This window comes from Tianxiuia mixotrophica (assembly GCF_050596425.1).
Taxonomy (GTDB): domain Bacteria; phylum Bacillota; class Clostridia; order Peptostreptococcales; family Acidaminobacteraceae.
This window is the reverse complement of record NZ_CP192292.1, coordinates 1-21,522: the sequence shown is the minus strand read 5'-3', so window position 1 is coordinate 21,522 and position 21,522 is coordinate 1. Positions and strand designations below refer to the sequence as shown.

The window sequence follows — 21,522 nt, the reverse complement described above, 5'->3', positions numbered from 1 at the left end:
AACTCTTCAAAACTGCACATGATAATATTTTAGAAGATTCGTTTCACGTTGGAATGACTCAAAATCTATATTGGTCAAGTCCTCGACCTATTAGTATCCATCAGCTGAGTACATTGCTGCACTTACACCTTGGACCTATCAACCTGTTAGTCTATCAGGGGTCTTACTCCATAAAGGATGGGAAATCTTATCTTGAGGGGGGCTTCGCGCTTAGATGCCTTCAGCGCTTATCCCGTCCATACGTAGCTACTCTGCAGTGCTCCTGGCGGAACAACAGATACACCAGAGGTATGTCCATCCCGGTCCTCTCGTACTAAGGACAGCTCCTCTCAAATTTCCTGCGCCCACAGCGGATAGGGACCGAACTGTCTCACGACGTTCTGAACCCAGCTCGCGTGCCTCTTTAATGGGCGAACAGCCCAACCCTTGGGACCGACTACAGCCCCAGGATGAGACGAGCCGACATCGAGGTGCCAAACCTCCCCGTCGATGTGGACTCTTGGGGGAGATAAGCCTGTTATCCCCGGGGTAGCTTTTATCCGTTGAGCGACGGCCCTTCCATTCGGTACCGCCGGATCACTAAGTCCGACTTTCGTCCCTGCTCGACCTGTATGTCTCGCAGTCAAGCTCCCTTTTGCCTTTGCACTCTTCGCGCGATTTCCAACCGCACTGAGGGAACCTTTGAGCGCCTCCGTTACTTTTTAGGAGGCGACCGCCCCAGTCAAACTGCCCACCTGACATTGTCCCGACGCTGGATAACAGCGCACGGTTAGGACACTGATATAGCAAGAGTGGTATCCCAACGGTGACTCCATACACACTAGCGTGCATACTTCTTAGTCTCCCACCTATCCTGTACATGCTATACCAAAATCCAGTGCCAAGCTACAGTAAAGCTCCACGGGGTCTTTCCGTCCTGCTGCGGGTAACCGGCATCTTTACCGGTACTACAATTTCACCGAGTCCATTGTTGAGACAGTGCCCAAATCATTACGCCTTTCGTGCGGGTCGGAACTTACCCGACAAGGAATTTCGCTACCTTAGGACCGTTATAGTTACGGCCGCCGTTTACTGGGGCTTCGATTCAAAGCTTCGCTTACGCTAACCTCTCCTCATAACCTTCCAGCACCGGGCAGGCGTCAGCCCCTATACATCGTCTTTCGACTTAGCAGAGACCTGTGTTTTTGGTAAACAGTTGCTTGGGCCTGTTCTCTGCGGCCGCTTCGGGCGTTAACCCTAATGCGGCACCCCTTCTCCCGAAGTTACGGGGTCATTTTGCCGAGTTCCTTAACAATGGTTATCTCGCTCGCCTTAGTATTCTCTACTCTCCTACCTGTGTCGGTTTACGGTACAGGCACCTAGGTCTCGATAGAAGCTTTTCTTGAAGGACTCTCCAACGACTTCGCTACTTATTTTTCGCTCCCCATCACGCCTTGCAATTAAACCAGCGGATTTGCCTACCGGTTCTCACTTGACGCTTGGACGCACATCCATCGGTGCGATCGTTTTGCATTCCCTGTCACTCCGTCTCTCAGACGACTTTCGGTGGTACTGGAATCTTAACCAGTTGTCCATCGCCTACGACTTTCGTCCTCGGCTTAGGTCCTGACTAACCCTGGGCGGACGAACCTTCCCCAGGAAACCTTAGGTTTTCGGCGGGCAGGATTCTCACCTGCCTCTCGCTACTCATGCCAACATTCTCTCTTGTATACAGTCCACCACTCCTTACGGTATAGCTTCTGCCCGTATACAATGCTCCCCTACCCAACGTCTAAACGTTGCCGTAGCTTCGGTGCCAAGTTTGAGCCCCGGTAATTTTCGGCGCAGGGTCACTCGACTAGTGAGCTATTACGCACTCTTTAAATGAATGGCTGCTTCTAAGCCAACATCCTAGTTGTCTAAGCAACCCCACATCCTTTCCCACTTAACTTGGACTTTGGGACCTTAGCTGACGGTCTGGGCTGTTTCCCTCTCGACCATGAATCTTATCATACATAGTCTGACTCCTGATTATATGACTGCGGCATTCGGAGTTTGATAGTCTTCGGTAGGCGGTGAAGCCCCCTAGGACAGTCAGTGCTCTACCTCCGCGTCACTCACATCAAGGCTAGCCCTAAAGCTATTTCGGGGAGAACCAGCTATCTCCGAGTTCGATTGGAATTTCTCCGCTATCCACAAGTCATCCCAACCTTTTTCAACAGATATGGGTTCGGGCCTCCACTGAATTTTACTTCAGCTTCACCCTGCTCATGGATAGGTCACCCGGTTTCGGGTCTACGCCATACAACTATACGCCCTCTTCAGACTCGCTTTCGCTACGGCTTCAGTGCTGAACACCTTAACCTTGCTATATAACGTAACTCGTTGGCCCGTTCTACAAAAAGTACGCCGTCGAACATATAAAGTTCTTCGACTGCTTGTAAACATAGGGTTTCAGGTTCTTTTTCACTCCCCGACAGGGGTTCTTTTCACCTTTCCCTCACGGTACTATGCGCTATCGGTCACTAAGGAGTATTTAGGCTTGGGAGATGGTCCTCCCGGCTTCCCACAAGGTTTCACGTGCCCCGTGGTACTCTGGTGCGCATCGTGGGCCTTCTTCTTTCGTCTACAGGACTGTCACCTTCTTCGGTGGGTCTTTCCAAACCTCTTCGACTAGAATACCGCCATCACTTATGATGCGTCCACAACCCCAGAAACCGTAGTCTCTGGTTTGGCCTGCTTCCCGTTCGCTCGCCGCTACTTAGGAAATCACTTTTGTTTTCTTCTCCTTCGGGTACTTAGATGTTTCAGTTCCCCGAGTCTCCCTCCGTACACCTATGTATTCAGTGCACGGTGACTACCTATTACAGTAGCCGGGTTTCCCCATTCGGACATTCCTGGATCAACGCTCGCTTGCAGCTCCCCAAGACTTTTCGCAGCTTACCACGTCCTTCATCGGCTCTTAGTGCCAAGGCATCCACCCTATGCTCTTATTAACTTGACCAATTTTCTTAAATAACCTAAGTTATTTTCGATAAACTGTTCTCTTGATATTAATCAATGAGTAATTATTCGAGTTTGAGTTTTGTTTACCTCAGTGAAACTGTATCTTCCCTTAATTCTCAAAACTTAGTTTTAATTATCTTGGTTTGATACGTTTTCGTCTTCTAATTTATTTCATATGCAGTTTTCAAGGTTCAATCTAAATGATCCTCTCAACTTTCAAGAAGATCATACCCTAAAAAGGGTTAAATGGTGGAGGTAACAAGATTCGAACTTGCGACCCCCTGCGTGCAAGGCAGGTGCTCTCCCAACTGAGCTATACCCCCATATTATTAGATATGCGTAAGAGATTTTAGTCTCTCAAAATTAAACAGTATAGAGTACGTTCTCCTTAGAAAGGAGGTGATCCAGCCGCACCTTCCGATACGGCTACCTTGTTACGACTTCACCCTAGTCACTGATTTCACCTTCGACCGCTTCCTCCCACAAGGGGTTGGATCACGGGCTTCGGGCGCCCCCAGCTTCCATGGTGTGACGGGCGGTGTGTACAAGACCCGGGAACGCATTCACCGCGGCATTCTGATCCACGATTACTAGCAACTCCAACTTCATGCAGGCGAGTTGCAGCCTGCAATCCGAACTGAGATCGGCTTTATAGGATTTGCTCCAGGTCACCCCTTCGCTGCCCGTTGTACCGACCATTGTAGCACGTGTGTAGCCCAGATCATAAGGGGCATGATGATTTGACGTCATCCCCACCTTCCTCCGTGTTGTCCACGGCAGTCTCTTTAGAGTGCCCAGCCTAACCTGATGGCAACTAAAAATAAGGGTTGCGCTCGTTGCGGGACTTAACCCAACATCTCACGACACGAGCTGACGACAACCATGCACCACCTGTATCAGATGTCCCGAAGGAAAGGTCCGGCTAAGGACCGGTCATCTGTATGTCAAGACCTGGTAAGGTTCTTCGCGTTGCTTCGAATTAAACCACATGCTCCGCTGCTTGTGCGGGTCCCCGTCAATTCCTTTGAGTTTCACACTTGCGTGCGTACTCCCCAGGCGGAATACTTAATGCGTTAGCTGCGGCACCTAGGTTCGACCCCAGACACCTAGTATTCATCGTTTACGGCGTGGACTACCAGGGTATCTAATCCTGTTCGCTCCCCACGCTTTCGAGCCTCAGCGTCAGTTACAGTCCAGTAAGTCGCCTTCGCCACTGGTGTTCCTCCTAATATCTACGCATTTCACCGCTACACTAGGAATTCCACTTACCTCTCCTGCACTCAAGTCAAACAGTTTCAAAGGCTTACATCGGTTGAGCCGATGCCTTTCACCCCTGACTTGCTTGACCGCCTACACTCCCTTTACGCCCAGTGATTCCGGATAACGCTTGCCCCCTACGTATTACCGCGGCTGCTGGCACGTAGTTAGCCGGGGCTTATTCCTTGGATACCGTCAAATTTTCTTCTCCAAGAAAAGAACTTTACAACCCGAAGGCCTTCATCGTTCACGCGGCGTTGCTGCATCAGGCTTTCGCCCATTGTGCAATATTCCCCACTGCTGCCTCCCGTAGGAGTCTGGACCGTGTCTCAGTTCCAGTGTGGCCGATCACCCTCTCAGGTCGGCTACTGATCGTCGCCTTGGTAAGCCGTTACCTTACCAACTAGCTAATCAGACGCGGGCCCATCCTGTACCACCAGAGTTTTTACCCCTGTGCTATGCAGCACTGTGGTCTTATGAGGTATTAATCACCGTTTCCAGTGGCTATCCCTCTGTACAGGGCAGGTTGCCCACGCGTTACTCACCCGTCCGCCGCTTTCCACTCCATCCGTCACCCGAAGGATCCGTCAAAAGCTTCTCGCTCGACTTGCATGTGTTAAGCACGCCGCCAGCGTTCATCCTGAGCCAGGATCAAACTCTTTGAAAAAATGTTTCAAATTGTTTTGTCCGTCTCAGATATGCTGACTAATTATTGTTATCATTATATCCGTTTCGAATCAATTGTTTTGCATCTAGACCTTGTCTTGATGCGGTAAAGAATTGAACGTGTTATAATTCTATACTGTTTAATTTTCAAAGACCGAAATCAACTTGTTTTATGTTAATTCCATGTTGATTTTTCGTGTGCCGCCATCAACTGGCGACTTAATTATCTTAACATCGTTGATGTTAATTGTCAAGCACTTTTTAAAAACTTTTTTAGAAGCAATTTCGAAATATGAATTTCTAAATCATTTCTTATTAAGTTAGTGCCTTGTGTTTCGTGTGCCGCGTCATGCGGTACTTGACTATAATAGCACTGCTATAGGGTAGCGTCAACCCCTATTTTTAAAGAAATAATATTCTAAATACTTTGTCAAGTGTGCTATTGTTAAAAATCAATTTTGAAACAAGTTGCTTCCTATATATAGCCCATTGAATTTGTCCTTAAACATGATTTTTCTAAATCTTGATTTCATGATATAAGCTCACATTATTCATAAAATACCATAGCTATTGCCTAATACGCCCTAGGAATAGGTTTCGAATTCACTTTATAACACATCAGAAAAACATAGGTGAATCTTTTCATCTATATATACTATTGTCTAGTTTGTCATTTTCTCAAGCAAACAACTTAGATCTATATGGTTTTCTGCATATTCTTTCGTGACCTTTTTATCAATACTTCGATTTATTTTAGGAATAACACCTAATATCGGTACACCGCTTCTTTCTTTTATAAGTCTTATATTATCCTCTTCATATATCGTATTCTCAAATCCGTTGAAAACTATCCCTGTAATTTTTATCTGCTTGGCTTTTAAATATTCAAGGGTTAACATTGTGTGATTGATTGTTCCAACACCCGTTCGCGTTACAATAATCACAGGAAGGTCCATTTCTTTTACTAGATGATATAAATCGAACCCTTGCCTTTGAATAGGAACCACGATCCCCCCTGCGCCTTCAATAATGGTGAACTTATTTTCCTTTAAAGTGGTTCTGCATTTCTCTATAACTTGAGTTTTGAGACTTTCTTTGCTCAAGCTTTGCCGATTTTCCAACTCTGCTGCCAAGTGTGGGGAACATGGTGTTTCAAATACAATTGGTGAACTTGATTGAAACTCAGTGATACCCGTTAGATTTCTGATCGTATCAATATCAACACGACCACCACTGGCCACTGGTTTTAAATAGTAAGGAACTATACCCCCACTCATTAGTGCTTGGATAAGGAGTGCTGAAGCAAAAGTCTTTCCCACATCTGTATCCGTTCCTACAACAAATACGCCATTCATTGCTTTACCCCCGCTTCCTTTTATCTCAAAACCCAATTTTTCAAATAGTCGCCTATCCGACTCAATATTTGTTCCTGTTGTCGTTAAAAAATCACCGGTTAACACACCATTCACTCCATTTTTGAATGCAACTTTTGCTGAAGTCCCCAACTTATTTCGACCGCCTGCAAATCTAATTTCAGTCTTTGGTAAGATTAATCGATAAAGTATGGTCATAAAAAGTAGACTCTTTTCACTTTGTGCAGCATTAGATTCAAAAGGGGTACCTGGTATTGGATTTAGAACATTTATAGGTACAGACTGCACACCTAACTTTTTAATTTCAAAAGCCATATCTATTCTGTCTTTCATTGTTTCTCCTAGGCCAAATATTCCTCCACAACATACTTCTAAACCCACATTTTTAGCATTTTCTACTGTTTTTATTCTTTCATCATAAGTGTGAGTGGTACAGACCTTATTGTAAAAATCTCTGGAAGACTCTAAGTTGTGATGATATCTCTTAACACCAGCATTTTTTAGCGCCTGAGCTTGTAGACGCGTTAGAATGCCATGAGATGCACAAAGACTTAATTCTGTTTCTTTTTCCACAGCTTGGTATGCAGATATCAAATGGGGCAAGTCTGCATTATCTAAATAACCACCACTGCTTACTAAACTGAACTTATCCACTCCTGAAGCTTCCATTTTCTTGGCTTCCATTACTATTTCATTTTGAGACTTTAAGTCAAAATGCTCTGAAGGCGCTTCATAGTGTGCTGACTGAGCGCAAAATTTGCAATCTTCAGAGCAAGAACCACTTTTAACATTCATTATTGAGCAAAGGTCCATTTTATTGCCTAAATGAATCTGTCGTATTTTTTCAGCGACTGATCCAAGTGTTTGCATATCTATTGCATCGTTCTCAAATGTCTGTAAAAGTTCAAGTGCTTGTTCATATGTCAAGCCTTTAAATTCTTCTAAATTCGAAAAGTAGTCTTCTGGTTTCATAGCTTCTCCTTCATCCACTGTATTTGAGACTATTTTATCAATTTTAGTATTATTGTCAACTTTTAAAATGTTTTAAGTTAACAATGATGCTAAAATAAAAAACACCCCGGCATGCAACCAGAGTGTTTTTCGTTTGGCATTCATTTCATTAAGGAAGCAAAGTAATGGGAGTCCCCAATACTTTGTAACGATTTCTCGTTGTCTACATGATAGCTATATGCTGAAAAATTGTCAATATAACAATATATTTATATATATTGTATTTTTTTTATGAATCATTTTATAAACCTTGAATTTTATGTGCCATTCTAGTATTAAACAATATACAATGAAATTATAGAGTATAAAATACTATAGTGGGTTTCCTCTCTAAAGTTGAATCTTTGAAACCACTATATTATAATGACTATAGCTAATTTTGGAGGTGTTCATATGAAACGCGTATTTTCTGGTGTGCAACCAACTGGTCAAATACATCTTGGCAATTACATTACGATGCGCAATTTTATTAAGCAACAGGACGACAAGGATTGTTTTTACTGTGTCGTAGACTTACATTCTATCACTGTTCCTCAAGATCCTAAGGAACTGCATAAAAATTCATTGGAACTGGCTGCCTTATATATGGCAATCGGTCTTGATCCGAGCAAGGTTACCCTATTCCTGCAGTCGCAGGTATCTGCACACGCTGAACTCGCATGGCTCCTTCAATGCAATTCATACATGGGCGAACTGAATCGAATGACTCAGTTTAAGGATAAGAGTGCCGGTCAAAAGGCAGTAACCACAGGTTTATTCACTTATCCTGTATTAATGGCTGCTGATATTCTTCTATATGATACGCATTATGTGCCAGTCGGCAATGATCAAAAGCAGCATCTTGAGTTAACGCGTGATATTGCAGAAAGATTCAACAACAAATACGGAGAGACATTTGTTGTTCCAGAGCCACTTATTAGTAAAGTAGGCGCTCGTATCATGTCCCTTGATGATCCGACGGCAAAAATGTCAAAGAGTAATCCGAATATCCACAGCAAAATAACACTTCTTGAACCTGCCAATAAAGTTAAGAAGAGTATTATGAAGTCTACAACAGATAGCGATATGGAAGTTCGTTTTGATGAAGAAAATAAAGCTGGTGTATCCAACTTGCTTACAATCTACTCTCAACTTGGCAATATCTCTATCGAAGAATTAGAATCGAAATATAAAGGTGTCGGATATGGTACCTTCAAGAAAGAGCTTGTTGAAGTTGTAAATGATGCCCTTGCACCAATTCAACAAAGACATCAAGAAATTTTAACAAGCGGTGAAGTGGAAGATGTTCTTAAGAAAGGTGCTGCGCGCGCTGATGAAATTTCCCAAGAAGTTTTAAACAGAGTTAAGAAAAAACTTGGTTTTGTTATTTTTTAATATCTATATTTCACAAAGTGTTTTTTCTAAAAAAACAAGAATCCCCACTACCAATAGAGTAGAGGGGATTTTTTTATATTTCTGTGAGTTTCTTGTATTCTTTTCTAAACTTTTTAATAATTTTCTTTTCCATTCTGGAAACGGTCATTTGCGACACATTCAGTTCATTTGCCACTTGTATTTGTGTCTTGCTTTCGAAGAATCTATCTTGAATGATTTTCAGCTCCACTTCATTGAGTTTTTCCATGCATTTTTCAATAAAATCTCTGTTTTCAATCACATCAAAATACTTGTCGTCTTCTCCAATAATGTCAAGCAACTGAATGTCTTTATCATCCCCACTACTATCGTAACTAATATCCAGGGATTTAGGTGTGTACACCTGAGACGCTTCCATAGCCTCAATAACTTGTTCTTCCGTACATGACAGATATTCAGCAATGTCTTCGATTTTCGGCACACGTTGTAAGTCTTGTTGAAGCTTACTTTTAGCGACATTGATTTTTTTACTTAACTCCTGAATACGTCGTGGCACACGAACAGACCAACCCTTATCTCGGAAATATTTTTTAATCTCCCCGATTATTGTTGGCGTTGCGAAACTGGAAAATTCAAATCCGCGATCAACGTCATATCGTTCAATCGCATAGATAAGTCCTAGGGATGCCACTTGATAAATATCCTCGTAGTCAATCCCTTTGTTTACATATTTCTTTGAAAGTATCTCTGTTATATACATATACCTATGAATCAATTCATTTCTAATATGAATATCTTTAGATTCCTTGTACATTTTAAACAGTACTTTACTATCAATATCTTTTATACTCTCAGCCGTGGCACATCCTGCATCCACTTTTGAGGTCCTTTGACTTGTCATAATTATCAGCCCCTGATAAAACCCAAATGTATTAGCGTATTTTTATGTGTCTCTACCACGCCTTAAACAATGAGCCTTTTCACCATACGAATTTTTGTGCCCTGCCCCAGTTTCGAATCTACCGACACATCGTCCATTAATGATTTCATTATAAATATGCCAAGTCCATTTTCACCTGGGTTCATTAGATCAGGCTCATTATACGATTCCACACTGAATCCGTTTCCACAGTCAAGCACTTCTACAACGAACTCAGAATTCTCAATGAGAAAACTAATTTCAAAGTCCTCCTGGCATGCGCCATGAAGCACCGCGTTGTTACAAGCCTCGCCTACAGCCACTTTAATATCTTCTATAGATTCGATGTCAAATCCCATATTGTTTGCTACGACTGAAGCTGTAAGTCTTGCAACACTTACATATTCCGATTTCGTAGGCAATTTTAAAGAAATGCAATCCTTCATACAAATCGTCCACCCTTTTTATTATTACTGATATTTTGCTTACTTCATGACAAAGATTTTGTCTAGTCCTGTAATCTTGAGTAGCTTGAGAATATTCTGTTGTGCATTGGTAATCAGAATTTCATTCTCATTTTTCTTAACTCTTTTTAGCACACCGATAAGTACACCTAAACCAGTTGAGTCGATATAACTTAGATTGGCACAATCGATATTGATATCACATTCTCTTTTATCAAGCAATTGGTTTAACTCTTCTTTTAATCTACCTGATGTCTGAATATCAACGTCACCAATAAGTTCAACAGACCAGAACTGATCTATGTCCTGAAATACCTTATTCATTTTCAGCGACATATTACTGCCCCCTTCTACCTTAATTTCTTGTTTGTCTCTTACATATTTGATTGAGTCAAAAAAATCATGCCTAAATCATATCTACCTGTCTGAAACTCCACCTAAACAATTAATTTATTTTTAAATGTAATATCATTATACCTAATGAAATCCATTATGACAAAATTTGAAAAGAAATAATGCAAAATTATTGGAAATAGAGGCTTTTTCGTAATTTATTAAGAAAAGTTAATGCTTTATAATGGTATTTTTTAATTGATCGAAACATATTACACGTTATAATTATTTTAAAGCCTTTACGCAGTTTATTGTTTTTCCACCAACAATATGTGTAATTGGCATAAAAGGGGGAAACCATGAAAAAAATTTTTCAGCCGTGGAGATTGATCATTGTACTCATGTTCCTAATGATTTTTTCTTCACTATTTGCATTCATTTACACAGAACAAGTTAAACTACCAAGTGAGGGATGGTCTAATCAAATAGAAATTGATGCCTATAATCCAAAAATGGACTTTGAGAGTCTGTCTTCTAACAACACTTTAGCCATTGCCACTGACAACAGTCATTTTGTCAATATCACTGCACTTGAAAATGAAATCATTCTAAAAAAGTTTGATTTATACGGTGAAATGGTCCAGGACCACGTTATTGAAATGAACCATGGCATAAGTGAGATTTCTGGTTCCAATGACATGGGAACACTTAATCTTATTGCCGTGTCAAAGGATGAGGGGATTGTATTTTTTCTCTCCATTGATGCAACTGAATTCACCTTGCTTCAATCAGATTCCTTGACCCTTAAGGATATGTCTTATAAGCTTTCAAGCGACCACGTGACTGCCTATAACGATACGGATGTTCTAATGCTTGCCAAGGGACAATCGAGAGAACTTCACCCAAATTTTGATGGACGTATTGAACTTGCTGAAGTCAATATTGTAGATGGAAAAACCATCCTTTCAGCAATTACCATGCGGGGGAGCACGTATCACTTGAGTGTTATGACAGAAGAAGGAGACATGCTCTATTCAGAAAATCTTTACCGCTTGCCTTCTTTAAGTGCCATCAATCCTGTAAATATTGCCATGGCCATACAAGATGAAAAAGCAGTCGTTATTTCAACGATGAAGCACATGCGATTTGGAACCAATTATGTTGATTTCTTTGAGTTCAATATCCATGCACCTGCCGATTTTCTACATACGGGTTATGAAATTGATACATATGAAGCTGTGCCTTATCTAATACAGGAAGATAATGGACAACTTAGTTATCTAATAAACTTCTGGGCTTCTAACCTAGGGCGTACAGAAATCGCTAAAGGGGTTCAGGCTTATCCAAACCTCTATAAGACAACCCACGGAACAGATGAGTTTAAGCAACTGTCTAAAAGTGAACGTAGCTCTGTAAAACCTTCTTACTTTAAACTTGGGGAGTTTGACTATCTGATTCATAATGAGCAAAATGATCTCGTGAATCATGTCTATATCTCATCTAACAATCCGAAGCTTATCGAAATGAGTAGGGACTATACAAAGGACACACTATTCGATATATTTATGCGAACTATAACAACGTATCCTGCACTTATACTTGCAGGGATTCCACCTATGATGACGGCTATATTGCCTCTTCTTGTAATAACAGCACCTGTGCTTATGTTTAAACTCAACTGGGCAGAACAGAATAAGACCAAAATGACTCTAATTATATTCTTTGTTTACATGGCCAGCAAAATCTATACATTTGGCTTTGATATTTTTCCATTCTTCACGAATAAGGGGCTTTGGCCACCATATCTTGAAAGCAATGTGGCTCACTGGGGGGCCTTTGTACTTTTCAGTGCCCTGACCTTACTGGTCTACTTTAATCGGTCTAAGACCAGAGAAGGTAAAAACGACCACTTCCTTAAGGCCATTAGTTTTTATGTGATTCTTGATTTGGTCATTATGATTACATTTTTTATGCCGTATTCAATCATTTAGTTGGAAAATGTTTTATATTAGACATTAGATCTTACAAATAATAAAAACGATTTTGAGCTGAATAAGTCCGCTCAAAATCGTTTTTTTATTTCCCGGGAAACATGTATCCTTATAGGCAAAAAAAATGGAGTCTTAAGAAAGACTCCTGACAACTCGAATCAAATATATTAAAGGGGGCTATAATCCTAATATTCCCCCTCAAAGTCCATTTAAACATCCAAGTGCAACTTTCCCTTAATATTAAGAGCATCTTTATATTAGAATACAATGCTAAACGGAACATGATACTCATCATTCTCTCTTAGATCAGCATGTATAGGGCTGGTCATTTTGAATCATTATACTATTATTTTGTAAATCTCTATCACATAAAAAAAGAGCTGCCTAAACAGCTCTTTTTTATAACTTATTATCTCATATAGATTTGATAATTATATTTTCTAATTTTCAGAAGGGTCTTCAGACTCTTCCACTGACGTTTCCTCTACTTGTACAGCGTCTTCACCGTTTTCACCTGGTGTTTCTTCTGATATTTCTTCAGACGCCTCTTCCTCATCTGTCTCCTGTATTTTAGCAAGGGACACAAGCGTTGTCTCATCTTTCGTACGCATAAGCGTCACACCTGAAGTGGAACGTCCCATGGTCGAGATATCATCAACACTTAAACGGATCAGTACACCAATATTGTTGATGATCATGATTTCATCGCCAGGAAGAACAATGCGGGCACCAATAAGTGCGCCTGTTTTCTCAGTGATATTGTAAGTTTTGATGCCTTTTCCGCCCCTTGTTTGAACACGGTATTCATCAATTGATGTTTGCTTACCATATCCATTTTCGCTGACAACAAGGAGGTTAGAGTCTGGCTCAATACGTTCCATAACAACAACGGCATCATCTGAATCCAGCTGTATACCACGTACACCTGTTGCTGTACGTCCCATTTCTCGGACGTCTGTTTCATGGAATCTTATAGATTTACCCTTGCGGCTCACTATAATCATTTCATCATCGCCAGACGTTTCCATAACATTAATGAGTTCGTCACCAACATTTAGGTTAATGGCAATCAGCCCTGACTTACGATTAGAGTCCAGCTTGCTTAGGGCTGTCTTTTTAACAGTCCCCATCTTTGTAGCGAACATAAGATATCCTGATTCAAAGCCTTGAACTGGCATCATAGTCGTAACAATTTCATCTGGCTCAAGCTGAATCAGATTGACTATATTAGATCCTTTTGATGTTCTGCTACCGTCTGGAATTTCATAGGTCTTGAGCCTATAAACCTTTCCAAAGCTTGTGAAAACAAGAAGGGTATCATGGGTCGACATTGTATAAATCTGTTCAACGAAATCTTCTTCTTTCGTTGCCATGCCTTGTTTACCACGTCCGCCTCTTTTTTGACTCTGATATTCACTCGCAGAAACACGCTTAATATAACCAGCATGTGTTAGTGTAACAACCACTTCTTCTTGCTCGATCATATCTTCAATATTGATTTCATTAATATCAAAAGAAATCTCAGTACGTCTATCATCTGAATAACGCTCTTTAATACGAATAAGGTCTTCCTTGATGATGTCCATCAGTAGGCCTTCATCAGCAAGAATGGCACGTAATTCTTTTATCGTCTCCATAACCTGCTTGTATTCGTTTTCAACTTTTTCTCTTTCAAGACCAGTCAGCTTTTGAAGTCTCATATCAAGAATGGCTTGGGCTTGAACATCTGAAAGATCAAATTTTTCCATAAGGGCCACTTTGGCTTCAGATGTATTTTTAGAGGCGCGAATTGTCCGAATCACTTCATCGATGTTATCAATGGCAATTCTAAGACCTTCCAGTATATGAGCTCTATTTTCGGCTTTTTCAAGATCGTATTTTACCCGTCTTGTTTCAACTTCTTTTTGGTGATTGATGTAATGCGATAGAATCTCATGAAGGTTGAGTACTTTTGGCTGATTATCAACCAGGGCAATCATAATCATAGAATAAGTGCCCTGAAGCTGAGAATGCTTGTAAAGCTTGTTTAAAACAACATTCGGATTTACATCACGACGCAGCTCTATAACAACCCTTATACCATTTCTATTGGACTCATCGCGCAGGTCTGTGATCCCGTCAATTTTCTTATTTCTAACGAGGTCAGCAATGCCTTCAATCATTTTTGCTTTATTGACTTGATAAGGGATTTCAGTGACAACAATGGCCATCTTCCCTTTTCTAATTTCTTCAATTTCAGCTTTTGAACGCACTCTTACACGACCACGTCCAGTTCTGTAAGCTGTTTTAATGGCTTCCATTCCCATAATTTCTGCACCTGTTGGGAAGTCAGGGCCTTTAATAATTTCAATAAGGTCTTCCACATCTGTTTCTGGATTATCAATCATTGTGATAACCCCATCGATGACTTCACCAAGGTTATGTGGTGGAATGGATGTGGCAAGGCCTACGGCTATACCATTTGAGCCATTCACCAGCAGATTTGGAAATCTTGATGGCAGAACCAAAGGTTCTTTTTCTGTTTCATCGAAGTTCGTTTGAAAGTCCACTGTTTTTTTATCAATGTCTTTCATCAGCTCTGAAGCCAGACGCGTCATACGGGCTTCCGTGTAACGCATGGCAGCAGCACTGTCACCATCTATAGAACCGAAGTTACCATGACCATCTACAAGTCTGTAGCGAATGGAAAAATCCTGGGCCATACGCACCATGGCGTTGTAAACGGAAGAATCACCATGAGGGTGATACTTACCCAGTACTTCACCGACGATACGGGCTGATTTTCTATGTTGCTTGTCGGATGTAAAACCAAGTTCATTCATAGCATATAGGATACGTCTATGAACCGGTTTTAGTCCATCACGGACATCCGGCAGAGCACGGCTGACGATTACACTCATGGCGTAATCCAAGTAGGACTTTTTCATTTCGTCCCGAATATCTATACCTATTACTCTATCGTAAGTGTCACTCATTTAACGCACCTCTATATATCCAGATTCGTTACATCTTTTGCATACTTATTGATGAAATCACGACGTGGTTCAACATGCTCACCCATTAGTGTCGAGAATATCATATCCGCTTCCACGGCATCCTCAATATTAACTCTGATCATCGTACGATGTTCAGGATCCATAGTTGTCGTCCAGAGCTGCTCTGGATTCATCTCACCAAGACCCTTGTAACGCTGAATTTGTGGCATTGGGCTCTTGCCAATCTCATTTAACAACGCATCGAGTTCCGCATCAGAGTACGTGTAGTATTCTTTTGATTTCTTTTTTACTTTGTATAGTGGTGGTTGGGCAATATATATGTGACCCATTTCAATAAGTGGTCTCATATGACGGAATAAGAACGTTAAAAGCAGTGTTCTAATGTGTGCACCATCCACGTCGGCATCGGTCATAATAACGATTTTGTGGTATCTTAACTTTTCAAGATCAAAATCTTCTCCAATACCGCATCCAAAGGCTGTGATCATGGCTCTGATTTCAGCTGAATTCAGAATACGGGCCATATTGGCCTTTTCAACATTCATAATTTTACCTCGAAGTGGTAGGATCGCTTGTGTTGCTCTATCACGTCCTTGCTTTGCCGACCCACCGGCAGAGTCCCCTTCGACGATATATATTTCACTCAGAACAGGATCTCTCTCTGAGCAATCTGCAAGTTTACCTGGAAGAGCCATGCCATCAAGAACACCCTTACGTCTTGTCAGATCTCTTGCTTTACGAGCTGCTTCTCTAGCTTTTGCAGCACGCATGCACTTATCTATGATTATTTTGCCCTCTCCAGGATTCTCCTCAAGGAATGTGGCCATGAGGTCTGAAGTAACGGCTTCTGTAATACCGCGCATTTCGCTGTTGCCAAGCTTTGTCTTTGTTTGTCCCTCAAACTGAGGTTCTGTCAGTTTTACAGAAATAATAGCTGTTAGACCTTCACGAATATCGTCGCCAGTTAGATTGGAATCCTTTTCTTTTAGGAAACCTTTCTTACGTGCATAGTCATTGACCACACGCGTCAGAGCGCTCTTAAATCCACTCAGATGGGTTCCACCTTCATGGGTGTTGATATTGTTGGCAAAGGTGAAAACATTGTCCGAGAAGCCATCTGTGTACTGCATAGCGATCTCAACTGTATTCACTTCTGATTCCACTTCACAGTAAATAACTTTTTCGTGTATTGATTTTCTATTTGCATTTAGGAAGACAACAAATTCCTGAATACCACCTTCATAGTGGAAAACCGATTCTCTATCTTGGCCCGGTCTGGCATCCTTAAGAACAATTCTAACGCCCTTGTTCAGGAAGGCCAATTCTCTTAGACGATGTTCCAGAGTATCGAAATCATAATCGATCTCCTCAAAGATTTGATGGTCTGGCTTAAAAACAGTCATTGACCCCGTACTTGTTGCAGGTCCTACAACCTCAAGCTGTCGAACTGTTTTACCTCTTGCAAAGTCAATTCGGTGAATCTGCTCATCACGCCGAACCTCTACATACATCCATTCACTTAGGGCATTTACAACAGATGCACCAACGCCATGCAGGCCGCCTGATACCTTGTAGCCTCCGCCGCCAAACTTACCACCAGCATGAAGCACTGTATGAATTACTTCAACCGCAGGCATGTTCATTTTAGAATGCATGCCAACAGGCATACCACGCCCATCATCAGTTACACTGATCGTATTTCCATCGCCAATTACAACTTCAATAGTCTTGCAAAAACCTGCTAAGGCCTCATCAATACTATTATCAACAATTTCATACACCAAGTGGTGAAGACCTCGCATACTAGTGGAACCGATGTACATCCCAGGTCTTTTTCTTACAGCTTCAAGACCTTCTAGGACCTGTATCTGTTCCGCATTGTATTCGTTCTGAATTCGATCTGTCACGTCTTTACCTCCCGACCGTTCGAATATGTTTCCTGATGCATTTATCAGGAATATAAATCACTCATATTGCTCTATATTTTTTACATGGCGATCCAGGCAGTTTTCTACCGTTTTATTTCGGTGATGCCGATCCTTGATCCACATGAAAAATCCTTGCTTCTTTGATGTAAGCGTCATTGATAGACTCCACATCCGTTATGGTGATTATCGTTTGAATATCACGCATGGTTCGGATCAAATCATTCTGCCTGCGACTATCAAGCTCTGACATAACGTCGTCAAGAAGAAGTATTGGATATTCCCCTACTTCTTCGCGAATAATTTCTATTTCCGAGAGTCGAAGAGATAGGGCTGCTGTTCGCTGCTGACCTTGTGAACCAAATTGTTTTATATCAATTTCATTCACAAAAATACCCAGGTCATCCCTGTGTGGTCCGACACTGGTATATCCACGCTTTATATCCCTATCAACCGTGGCCTTTAATCGTTCTTCAAAGGCCATATATATTGTATCATATTCAAGGTCATTTTTTACCGAAATATTGGATAAATACTCGATCTTTAATTCTTCTTTTTCATCCGTAATACCACTATGGATGTCATAAGCGATTTCGCTGAGTCGCTTTATAAATTTAAATCGTCTCATTATGACATCTGTCCCTGCTTTTGCCAGTTTTTCATCCCATACTGGAAGCATGGATTCCATGGATTTTTTATATGGAATTTGCTTTAAAAGCTCATTGCGTTGTCCCATAATTCGCATGTATTCCATAAGGGCCTGACAATACCTCGGACTCATCTGTGAAAGCTCTCTATCAATGAATTTTCGTCTCTCAGATGGCCCTTCTTTGATCAGTCGAAGGTCTTCTGGGGAAAAAAGCACTATATTAAGCGCGCCAAATAAATCGGAGCGTTTTTGCAGCCGATTGCCATTAACACGAATGTCTTTTTCAGATTGCTTATTTAGTCTAAAATCCACTGTAACATCTGTATAAGCTTTTATGCCATGAACACGAACATGCGCCTGGTCTTCGTTCATACGGACAAGATCCTTGTCCCGATTTGTACGAAATGACTTCCCAAAACCAGTCACATATATGGATTCCAGTAAATTGGTCTTGCCCTGTGCATTATTTCCAATGAAAATATTGAGCTTGGGACTGAGTTCAAGACTCGCCTGCTCATAATTTCTATAGTTTTTGAGCACCAGCTGATCTATATGCAAATGAAATCACCGCCTAGACTTTTGAAGTCACCTTGCATGCAACAACTTCTGCAATATCACCATTTTCATTTGGCACATAGAGTTCAACGATGTCACCATCATAAAGCTTCTTGCCTCTTGATGAACAAACCTCACCGTTGACACGCACGAGCTCTTCTTTGATGAAAAGTTTTGCCACGCCGCCTGAGTCCACTAACTCTGCAAATTTTAAAAACTGATCCAATTTTATAAACTCCGTGCTGATTACGACCTCTTGCATCATGTCCTCCTTTTGAAACATAGACTTACTTTGTAAAACTGACAGAAGCCCTCACAAGGTGAGGACTTCAAATGACAGTTTATATTCTTATGACACGCTTGCTATACGAACAGGTGTCACGATGTAGGTATAATTGTCATGGTCTGAAGGCATCATAACACAAGGACTAACACTGCTTGTCAGTTTCATAATGACATCTTCACAGTCCATAACCTTCAGTGCGTCTGTCAGGTACTTTGGATTAAAACCAATTTCTAAGTCCTGACCTTCCAGTGAGATAACAACTTCTTCATCCACACTGCCCATTTCCGTATTTGATGTGATGTGTAAGCTGCCATCACGTATGCTTAGTTTTATTGAATTATTCTTTCCTTCTCTGGCCATGAGGCTTGCACGCTCAATACCACCAAGAAGCTCAGCTGTTTTAACAGACAGCTCTGATTTAAATTCCTTTGGTTGAATCATTTCGTATTGAATGAACTCACCTTCAAGTATCCTAGAAACTATTTTAACATTTTCTACGCTTACAAGGATATGTTTTTCTGTAAATGAGATCTTAACTGTCTCTTCTCCGTCATAGCCTCCAAGAATTCTGTTGATTTCAGATAAGGTCTTACCTGGTACAACAGCTTGTTCATTCATTGTGGAGTCAATTCTAGCCTTACGAATAGCCAGTCTATACCCATCGATACTCACGATTGTTATATTGTTCTCTTCAACTTTTATAAGAGAGCCTGTCAGTATGGGCTTTGAGTCATTTTGGCTAATTGCAAAAATGGTCTGACGGATCATATTGCTCAGAAGGTCTTGTTGCATTTCAAATGAATGCAAGTCTTCAACTTCTGGAAGCTCCGGATATTCAACGGCTGGTTGCCCAACAAGATTGAACTCTGACTTCTCACATAAAATCCGAACATTATGGTTGTCATCGACTGTAATCTCCACTTGTGCATTTGGTAACTTACGAATGATCTCACCAAAGATTCTCGATGATACAACAATGCCCCCTGATACATCAATGTTTGCATCTATGTAAGTTTCTATACCTATACTTAAATCATTGCCAGTGAGCTTAAGTCGACCATCGTTTGATTCTAATAGAATGCCTTTCAAGATGGGTAGTGTGGTTTTAGTAGAAACAGCTTTTTGAACAATGTTAATACCTGAAGCTAGATCTTTTTGCTGACAAGAAAACTTCATGTGGATAACCTCCCGTCAAAATTAATATGAAAATGCTAATATAAAGATAATAAATATTATAGTAATAGTAATAGGGCCTGTTGATTTGTTAAAAACCCACTCAGGCCGTTGATTCATATAGCTTTGATCCTGTGAGGAAAATGTGAATAAGTTAAAGAAAACGGGCAAGTTATACACTTTTATGATCTTGCCCGTTTGGAGTTAAGTTATACACAGATTCTATATAGTTATACACAGGATTTTGTGGATTATTCGCCTAGAATCTCTTTTTTAAGTTTTTCAAGTTTATCTGACATATCTGGTTTCTCATTTTGTTCCTTTAAAATCTTTTCATAAGCATGGATGACAGTGGTATGATCACGGCCACCGAATTCTTCACCGATTTTAGGAAGAGACAGATCCGTCATTTCACGACAGAGGAACATAGCGATTTGTCTTGGATAGGAAATGGCTCTGGTTCTTCGTTTGGATTCTAGATCATCGATTTTAAGATTATAGTACTGTGAAACCACATCTTTAATGAGATGAACAGTCACTTGCTTTGGTCTAGAGGACGAAATAATATCTTTGAGAGCTTCCTGAGCCAGTTCAACAGAAATTTCCTTATTCGTTAAAGAGGAATAGGCAATAATGCGTGTTAATGCGCCTTCCAATTCACGAATATTGGATTTAATTTTTTTTGCGATAAACTCAAACACTTCATTTGGTATATCCATACTGTCCATTTCAGCTTTTTTGCGGAGTATGGCGATTCTTGTTTCAAAATCAGGGGCTTGAATGTCTGTGATAAGACCCCATTCGAATCTTGATCTGAGTCGGTCCTCTAAGGTTGGGATTTCTTTTGGAGGACGATCGCTTGAAACGATGATTTGTTTATTGGCTTCATAAAGGGCATTGAAAGTATGGAAAAATTCTTCCTGTGTTCTTTCTTTGCCGGCAATAAACTGGATGTCATCGACCAAAAGCACGTCAACGTGCCTGTACTTGTTTCTAAATTCTTCGTTTTTATCATCCTTGATAGAGTTGATTAGCTCATTGGTGAATTTTTCACTAGAGACATAAACAACTTTTGCATTTGAATTGTGATCAAGAATGTAATGGCCAATCGCATGCATTAAGTGGGTTTTACCCAGTCCCACACCACCATATATAAATAGAGGGTTGTATGCGCGTGCCGGTGATTCAGCAACTGCAAGAGATGCAGCATGTGCGAATCGGTTTGAGTTACCAATGACAAATTCATCGAAGACGTATTTTGGATTCAAAATAGGCGCCTCGAACCCTTCTCTGTCACGAATGGCTTCTTCAGATTCTTCTTCAATGTAGACTTCATCACCAGGAATGACAAATTCCAGTTCGTAAGAAGAGGAAGTTACCTGTTTAATTGCATTGGTAATGAGAGATACATAGCGGTTTTCCAAGATTTCTTTATTGAATTCGTTTGGAACACCTAATAAAATTACTTTTCCTTTGATCGCGATGGGTTCAATTGTCTTTAGCCAAGTGTTAAAGCTGACTTCAGTCAGTTCACTTTTGATCAGTGTCAATGTCTTTTCCCATATGTCACGAACGTTTAAGTCCAT

General features: G+C 40.9%; 12 protein-coding genes, 1 tRNA gene and 2 rRNA genes. 2 read left to right on the top strand and 13 right to left on the bottom strand.

Annotation, left to right across the window (positions count from 1 at the left end; translation table 11 throughout):
• Positions 1–70 precede the first annotated feature (70 nt).
• The 4 genes from ACQ4KW_RS00075 to bioB all read right to left on the bottom strand — a co-directional run bounded on the left by ACQ4KW_RS00075 (position 71) and on the right by bioB (position 7,253).
• Positions 71–2,983: ribosomal RNA gene (locus ACQ4KW_RS00075) — 23S ribosomal RNA — on the bottom strand.
• 249 nt (positions 2,984–3,232) lie between these two features.
• Positions 3,233–3,308: transfer RNA gene (locus ACQ4KW_RS00070), tRNA-Ala, on the bottom strand.
• A 69-nt stretch (positions 3,309–3,377) separates the two neighbouring features.
• A 16S ribosomal RNA gene (locus ACQ4KW_RS00065) occupies positions 3,378–4,909 on the bottom strand.
• The 16S and 23S rRNA genes sit together here with 1 tRNA gene alongside, the layout of an rRNA operon.
• 661 nt (positions 4,910–5,570) lie before the next feature.
• Complete coding sequence (gene bioB, locus ACQ4KW_RS00060; protein ID WP_430884525.1) at positions 5,571–7,253, bottom strand: biotin synthase BioB; 1,683 nt, start codon at positions 7,251–7,253, stop codon at positions 5,571–5,573.
• A gap of 432 nt (positions 7,254–7,685) precedes the next feature.
• Between bioB and trpS the strand changes: the two genes are divergently transcribed.
• Complete coding sequence (trpS, locus tag ACQ4KW_RS00055) at positions 7,686–8,666, top strand: tryptophan--tRNA ligase (protein ID WP_430884524.1); 981 nt, start codon at positions 7,686–7,688, stop codon at positions 8,664–8,666.
• A 73-nt stretch (positions 8,667–8,739) separates the two neighbouring features.
• Here trpS and ACQ4KW_RS00050 read toward each other — a convergent pair whose 3' ends face one another.
• The 3 genes from ACQ4KW_RS00050 to ACQ4KW_RS00040 all read right to left on the bottom strand — a co-directional run bounded on the left by ACQ4KW_RS00050 (position 8,740) and on the right by ACQ4KW_RS00040 (position 10,364).
• The gene (locus ACQ4KW_RS00050; protein ID WP_430884523.1) at positions 8,740–9,546 is read right to left on the bottom strand and encodes a SigB/SigF/SigG family RNA polymerase sigma factor; all 807 of its coding nucleotides are present in this window, start codon (positions 9,544–9,546) and stop codon (positions 8,740–8,742) included.
• Positions 9,547–9,608: 62 nt separating this feature from the next.
• Positions 9,609–10,010, bottom strand: a complete 402-nt coding sequence (locus tag ACQ4KW_RS00045; protein ID WP_430884522.1) for an ATP-binding protein — start codon at positions 10,008–10,010, stop codon at positions 9,609–9,611.
• Positions 10,011–10,049: 39 nt separating this feature from the next.
• The gene (locus ACQ4KW_RS00040; RefSeq protein ID WP_430884521.1) at positions 10,050–10,364 is read right to left on the bottom strand and encodes an STAS domain-containing protein; all 315 of its coding nucleotides are present in this window, start codon (positions 10,362–10,364) and stop codon (positions 10,050–10,052) included.
• Positions 10,365–10,720: 356 nt separating this feature from the next.
• Between ACQ4KW_RS00040 and ACQ4KW_RS00035 the strand changes: the two genes are divergently transcribed.
• Positions 10,721–12,352 (top strand): hypothetical protein, encoded by a 1,632-nt coding sequence (locus ACQ4KW_RS00035; RefSeq protein ID WP_430884520.1) that lies wholly within the window; start codon positions 10,721–10,723, stop codon positions 12,350–12,352.
• Positions 12,353–12,792: 440 nt separating this feature from the next.
• Here ACQ4KW_RS00035 and gyrA read toward each other — a convergent pair whose 3' ends face one another.
• From gyrA to dnaA, 6 genes are all read right to left on the bottom strand, one after another.
• On the bottom strand, positions 12,793–15,327 hold the full coding sequence (gene gyrA / locus ACQ4KW_RS00030; protein WP_430884519.1) for a DNA gyrase subunit A: 2,535 nt from the start codon (positions 15,325–15,327) through the stop codon (positions 12,793–12,795).
• An 11-nt stretch (positions 15,328–15,338) separates the two neighbouring features.
• A complete protein-coding gene (gene gyrB, locus ACQ4KW_RS00025) occupies positions 15,339–17,255 on the bottom strand; it encodes a DNA topoisomerase (ATP-hydrolyzing) subunit B (RefSeq protein WP_430884518.1) in 1,917 nt (638 codons plus the stop codon).
• A 112-nt stretch (positions 17,256–17,367) separates the two neighbouring features.
• The gene (recF, locus tag ACQ4KW_RS00020) at positions 17,368–18,480 is read right to left on the bottom strand and encodes a DNA replication/repair protein RecF (RefSeq protein ID WP_430884517.1); all 1,113 of its coding nucleotides are present in this window, start codon (positions 18,478–18,480) and stop codon (positions 17,368–17,370) included.
• 13 nt (positions 18,481–18,493) lie between these two features.
• Positions 18,494–18,739 carry an RNA-binding S4 domain-containing protein gene (locus ACQ4KW_RS00015; RefSeq protein WP_430884516.1) on the bottom strand — a complete coding sequence of 82 codons (246 nt, stop codon included), beginning with the start codon at positions 18,737–18,739 and terminating at the stop codon, positions 18,494–18,496.
• Positions 18,740–18,826: 87 nt separating this feature from the next.
• Positions 18,827–19,939 carry a DNA polymerase III subunit beta gene (dnaN, locus tag ACQ4KW_RS00010; RefSeq protein WP_430884515.1) on the bottom strand — a complete coding sequence of 371 codons (1,113 nt, stop codon included), beginning with the start codon at positions 19,937–19,939 and terminating at the stop codon, positions 18,827–18,829.
• Between the two features lie 248 nt (positions 19,940–20,187).
• Positions 20,188–21,522 carry a chromosomal replication initiator protein DnaA gene (gene dnaA, locus ACQ4KW_RS00005; RefSeq protein WP_430884514.1) on the bottom strand — a complete coding sequence of 445 codons (1,335 nt, stop codon included), beginning with the start codon at positions 21,520–21,522 and terminating at the stop codon, positions 20,188–20,190.

What these genes read in the sequence shown, in the direction of transcription:
- bioB (WP_430884525.1), bottom strand. Translation starts at nt 7,253, where the DNA reads ATGAAACCAGAAGACTACTTTTCGAATTTAGAAGAATTTAAAGGCTTG.
- trpS (WP_430884524.1), top strand. Translation starts at nt 7,686, where the DNA reads ATGAAACGCGTATTTTCTGGTGTGCAACCAACTGGTCAAATACATCTT.
- ACQ4KW_RS00050 (WP_430884523.1), bottom strand. Translation starts at nt 9,546, where the DNA reads ATGACAAGTCAAAGGACCTCAAAAGTGGATGCAGGATGTGCCACGGCT.
- ACQ4KW_RS00045 (WP_430884522.1), bottom strand. Translation starts at nt 10,010, where the DNA reads ATGAAGGATTGCATTTCTTTAAAATTGCCTACGAAATCGGAATATGTA.
- ACQ4KW_RS00040 (WP_430884521.1), bottom strand. Translation starts at nt 10,364, where the DNA reads ATGTCGCTGAAAATGAATAAGGTATTTCAGGACATAGATCAGTTCTGG.
- ACQ4KW_RS00035 (WP_430884520.1), top strand. Translation starts at nt 10,721, where the DNA reads ATGAAAAAAATTTTTCAGCCGTGGAGATTGATCATTGTACTCATGTTC.
- gyrA (WP_430884519.1), bottom strand. Translation starts at nt 15,327, where the DNA reads ATGAGTGACACTTACGATAGAGTAATAGGTATAGATATTCGGGACGAA.
- ACQ4KW_RS00015 (WP_430884516.1), bottom strand. Translation starts at nt 18,739, where the DNA reads ATGCAAGAGGTCGTAATCAGCACGGAGTTTATAAAATTGGATCAGTTT.
- dnaN (WP_430884515.1), bottom strand. Translation starts at nt 19,939, where the DNA reads ATGAAGTTTTCTTGTCAGCAAAAAGATCTAGCTTCAGGTATTAACATT.
- dnaA (WP_430884514.1), bottom strand. Translation starts at nt 21,522, where the DNA reads ATGGACTTAAACGTTCGTGACATATGGGAAAAGACATTGACACTGATC.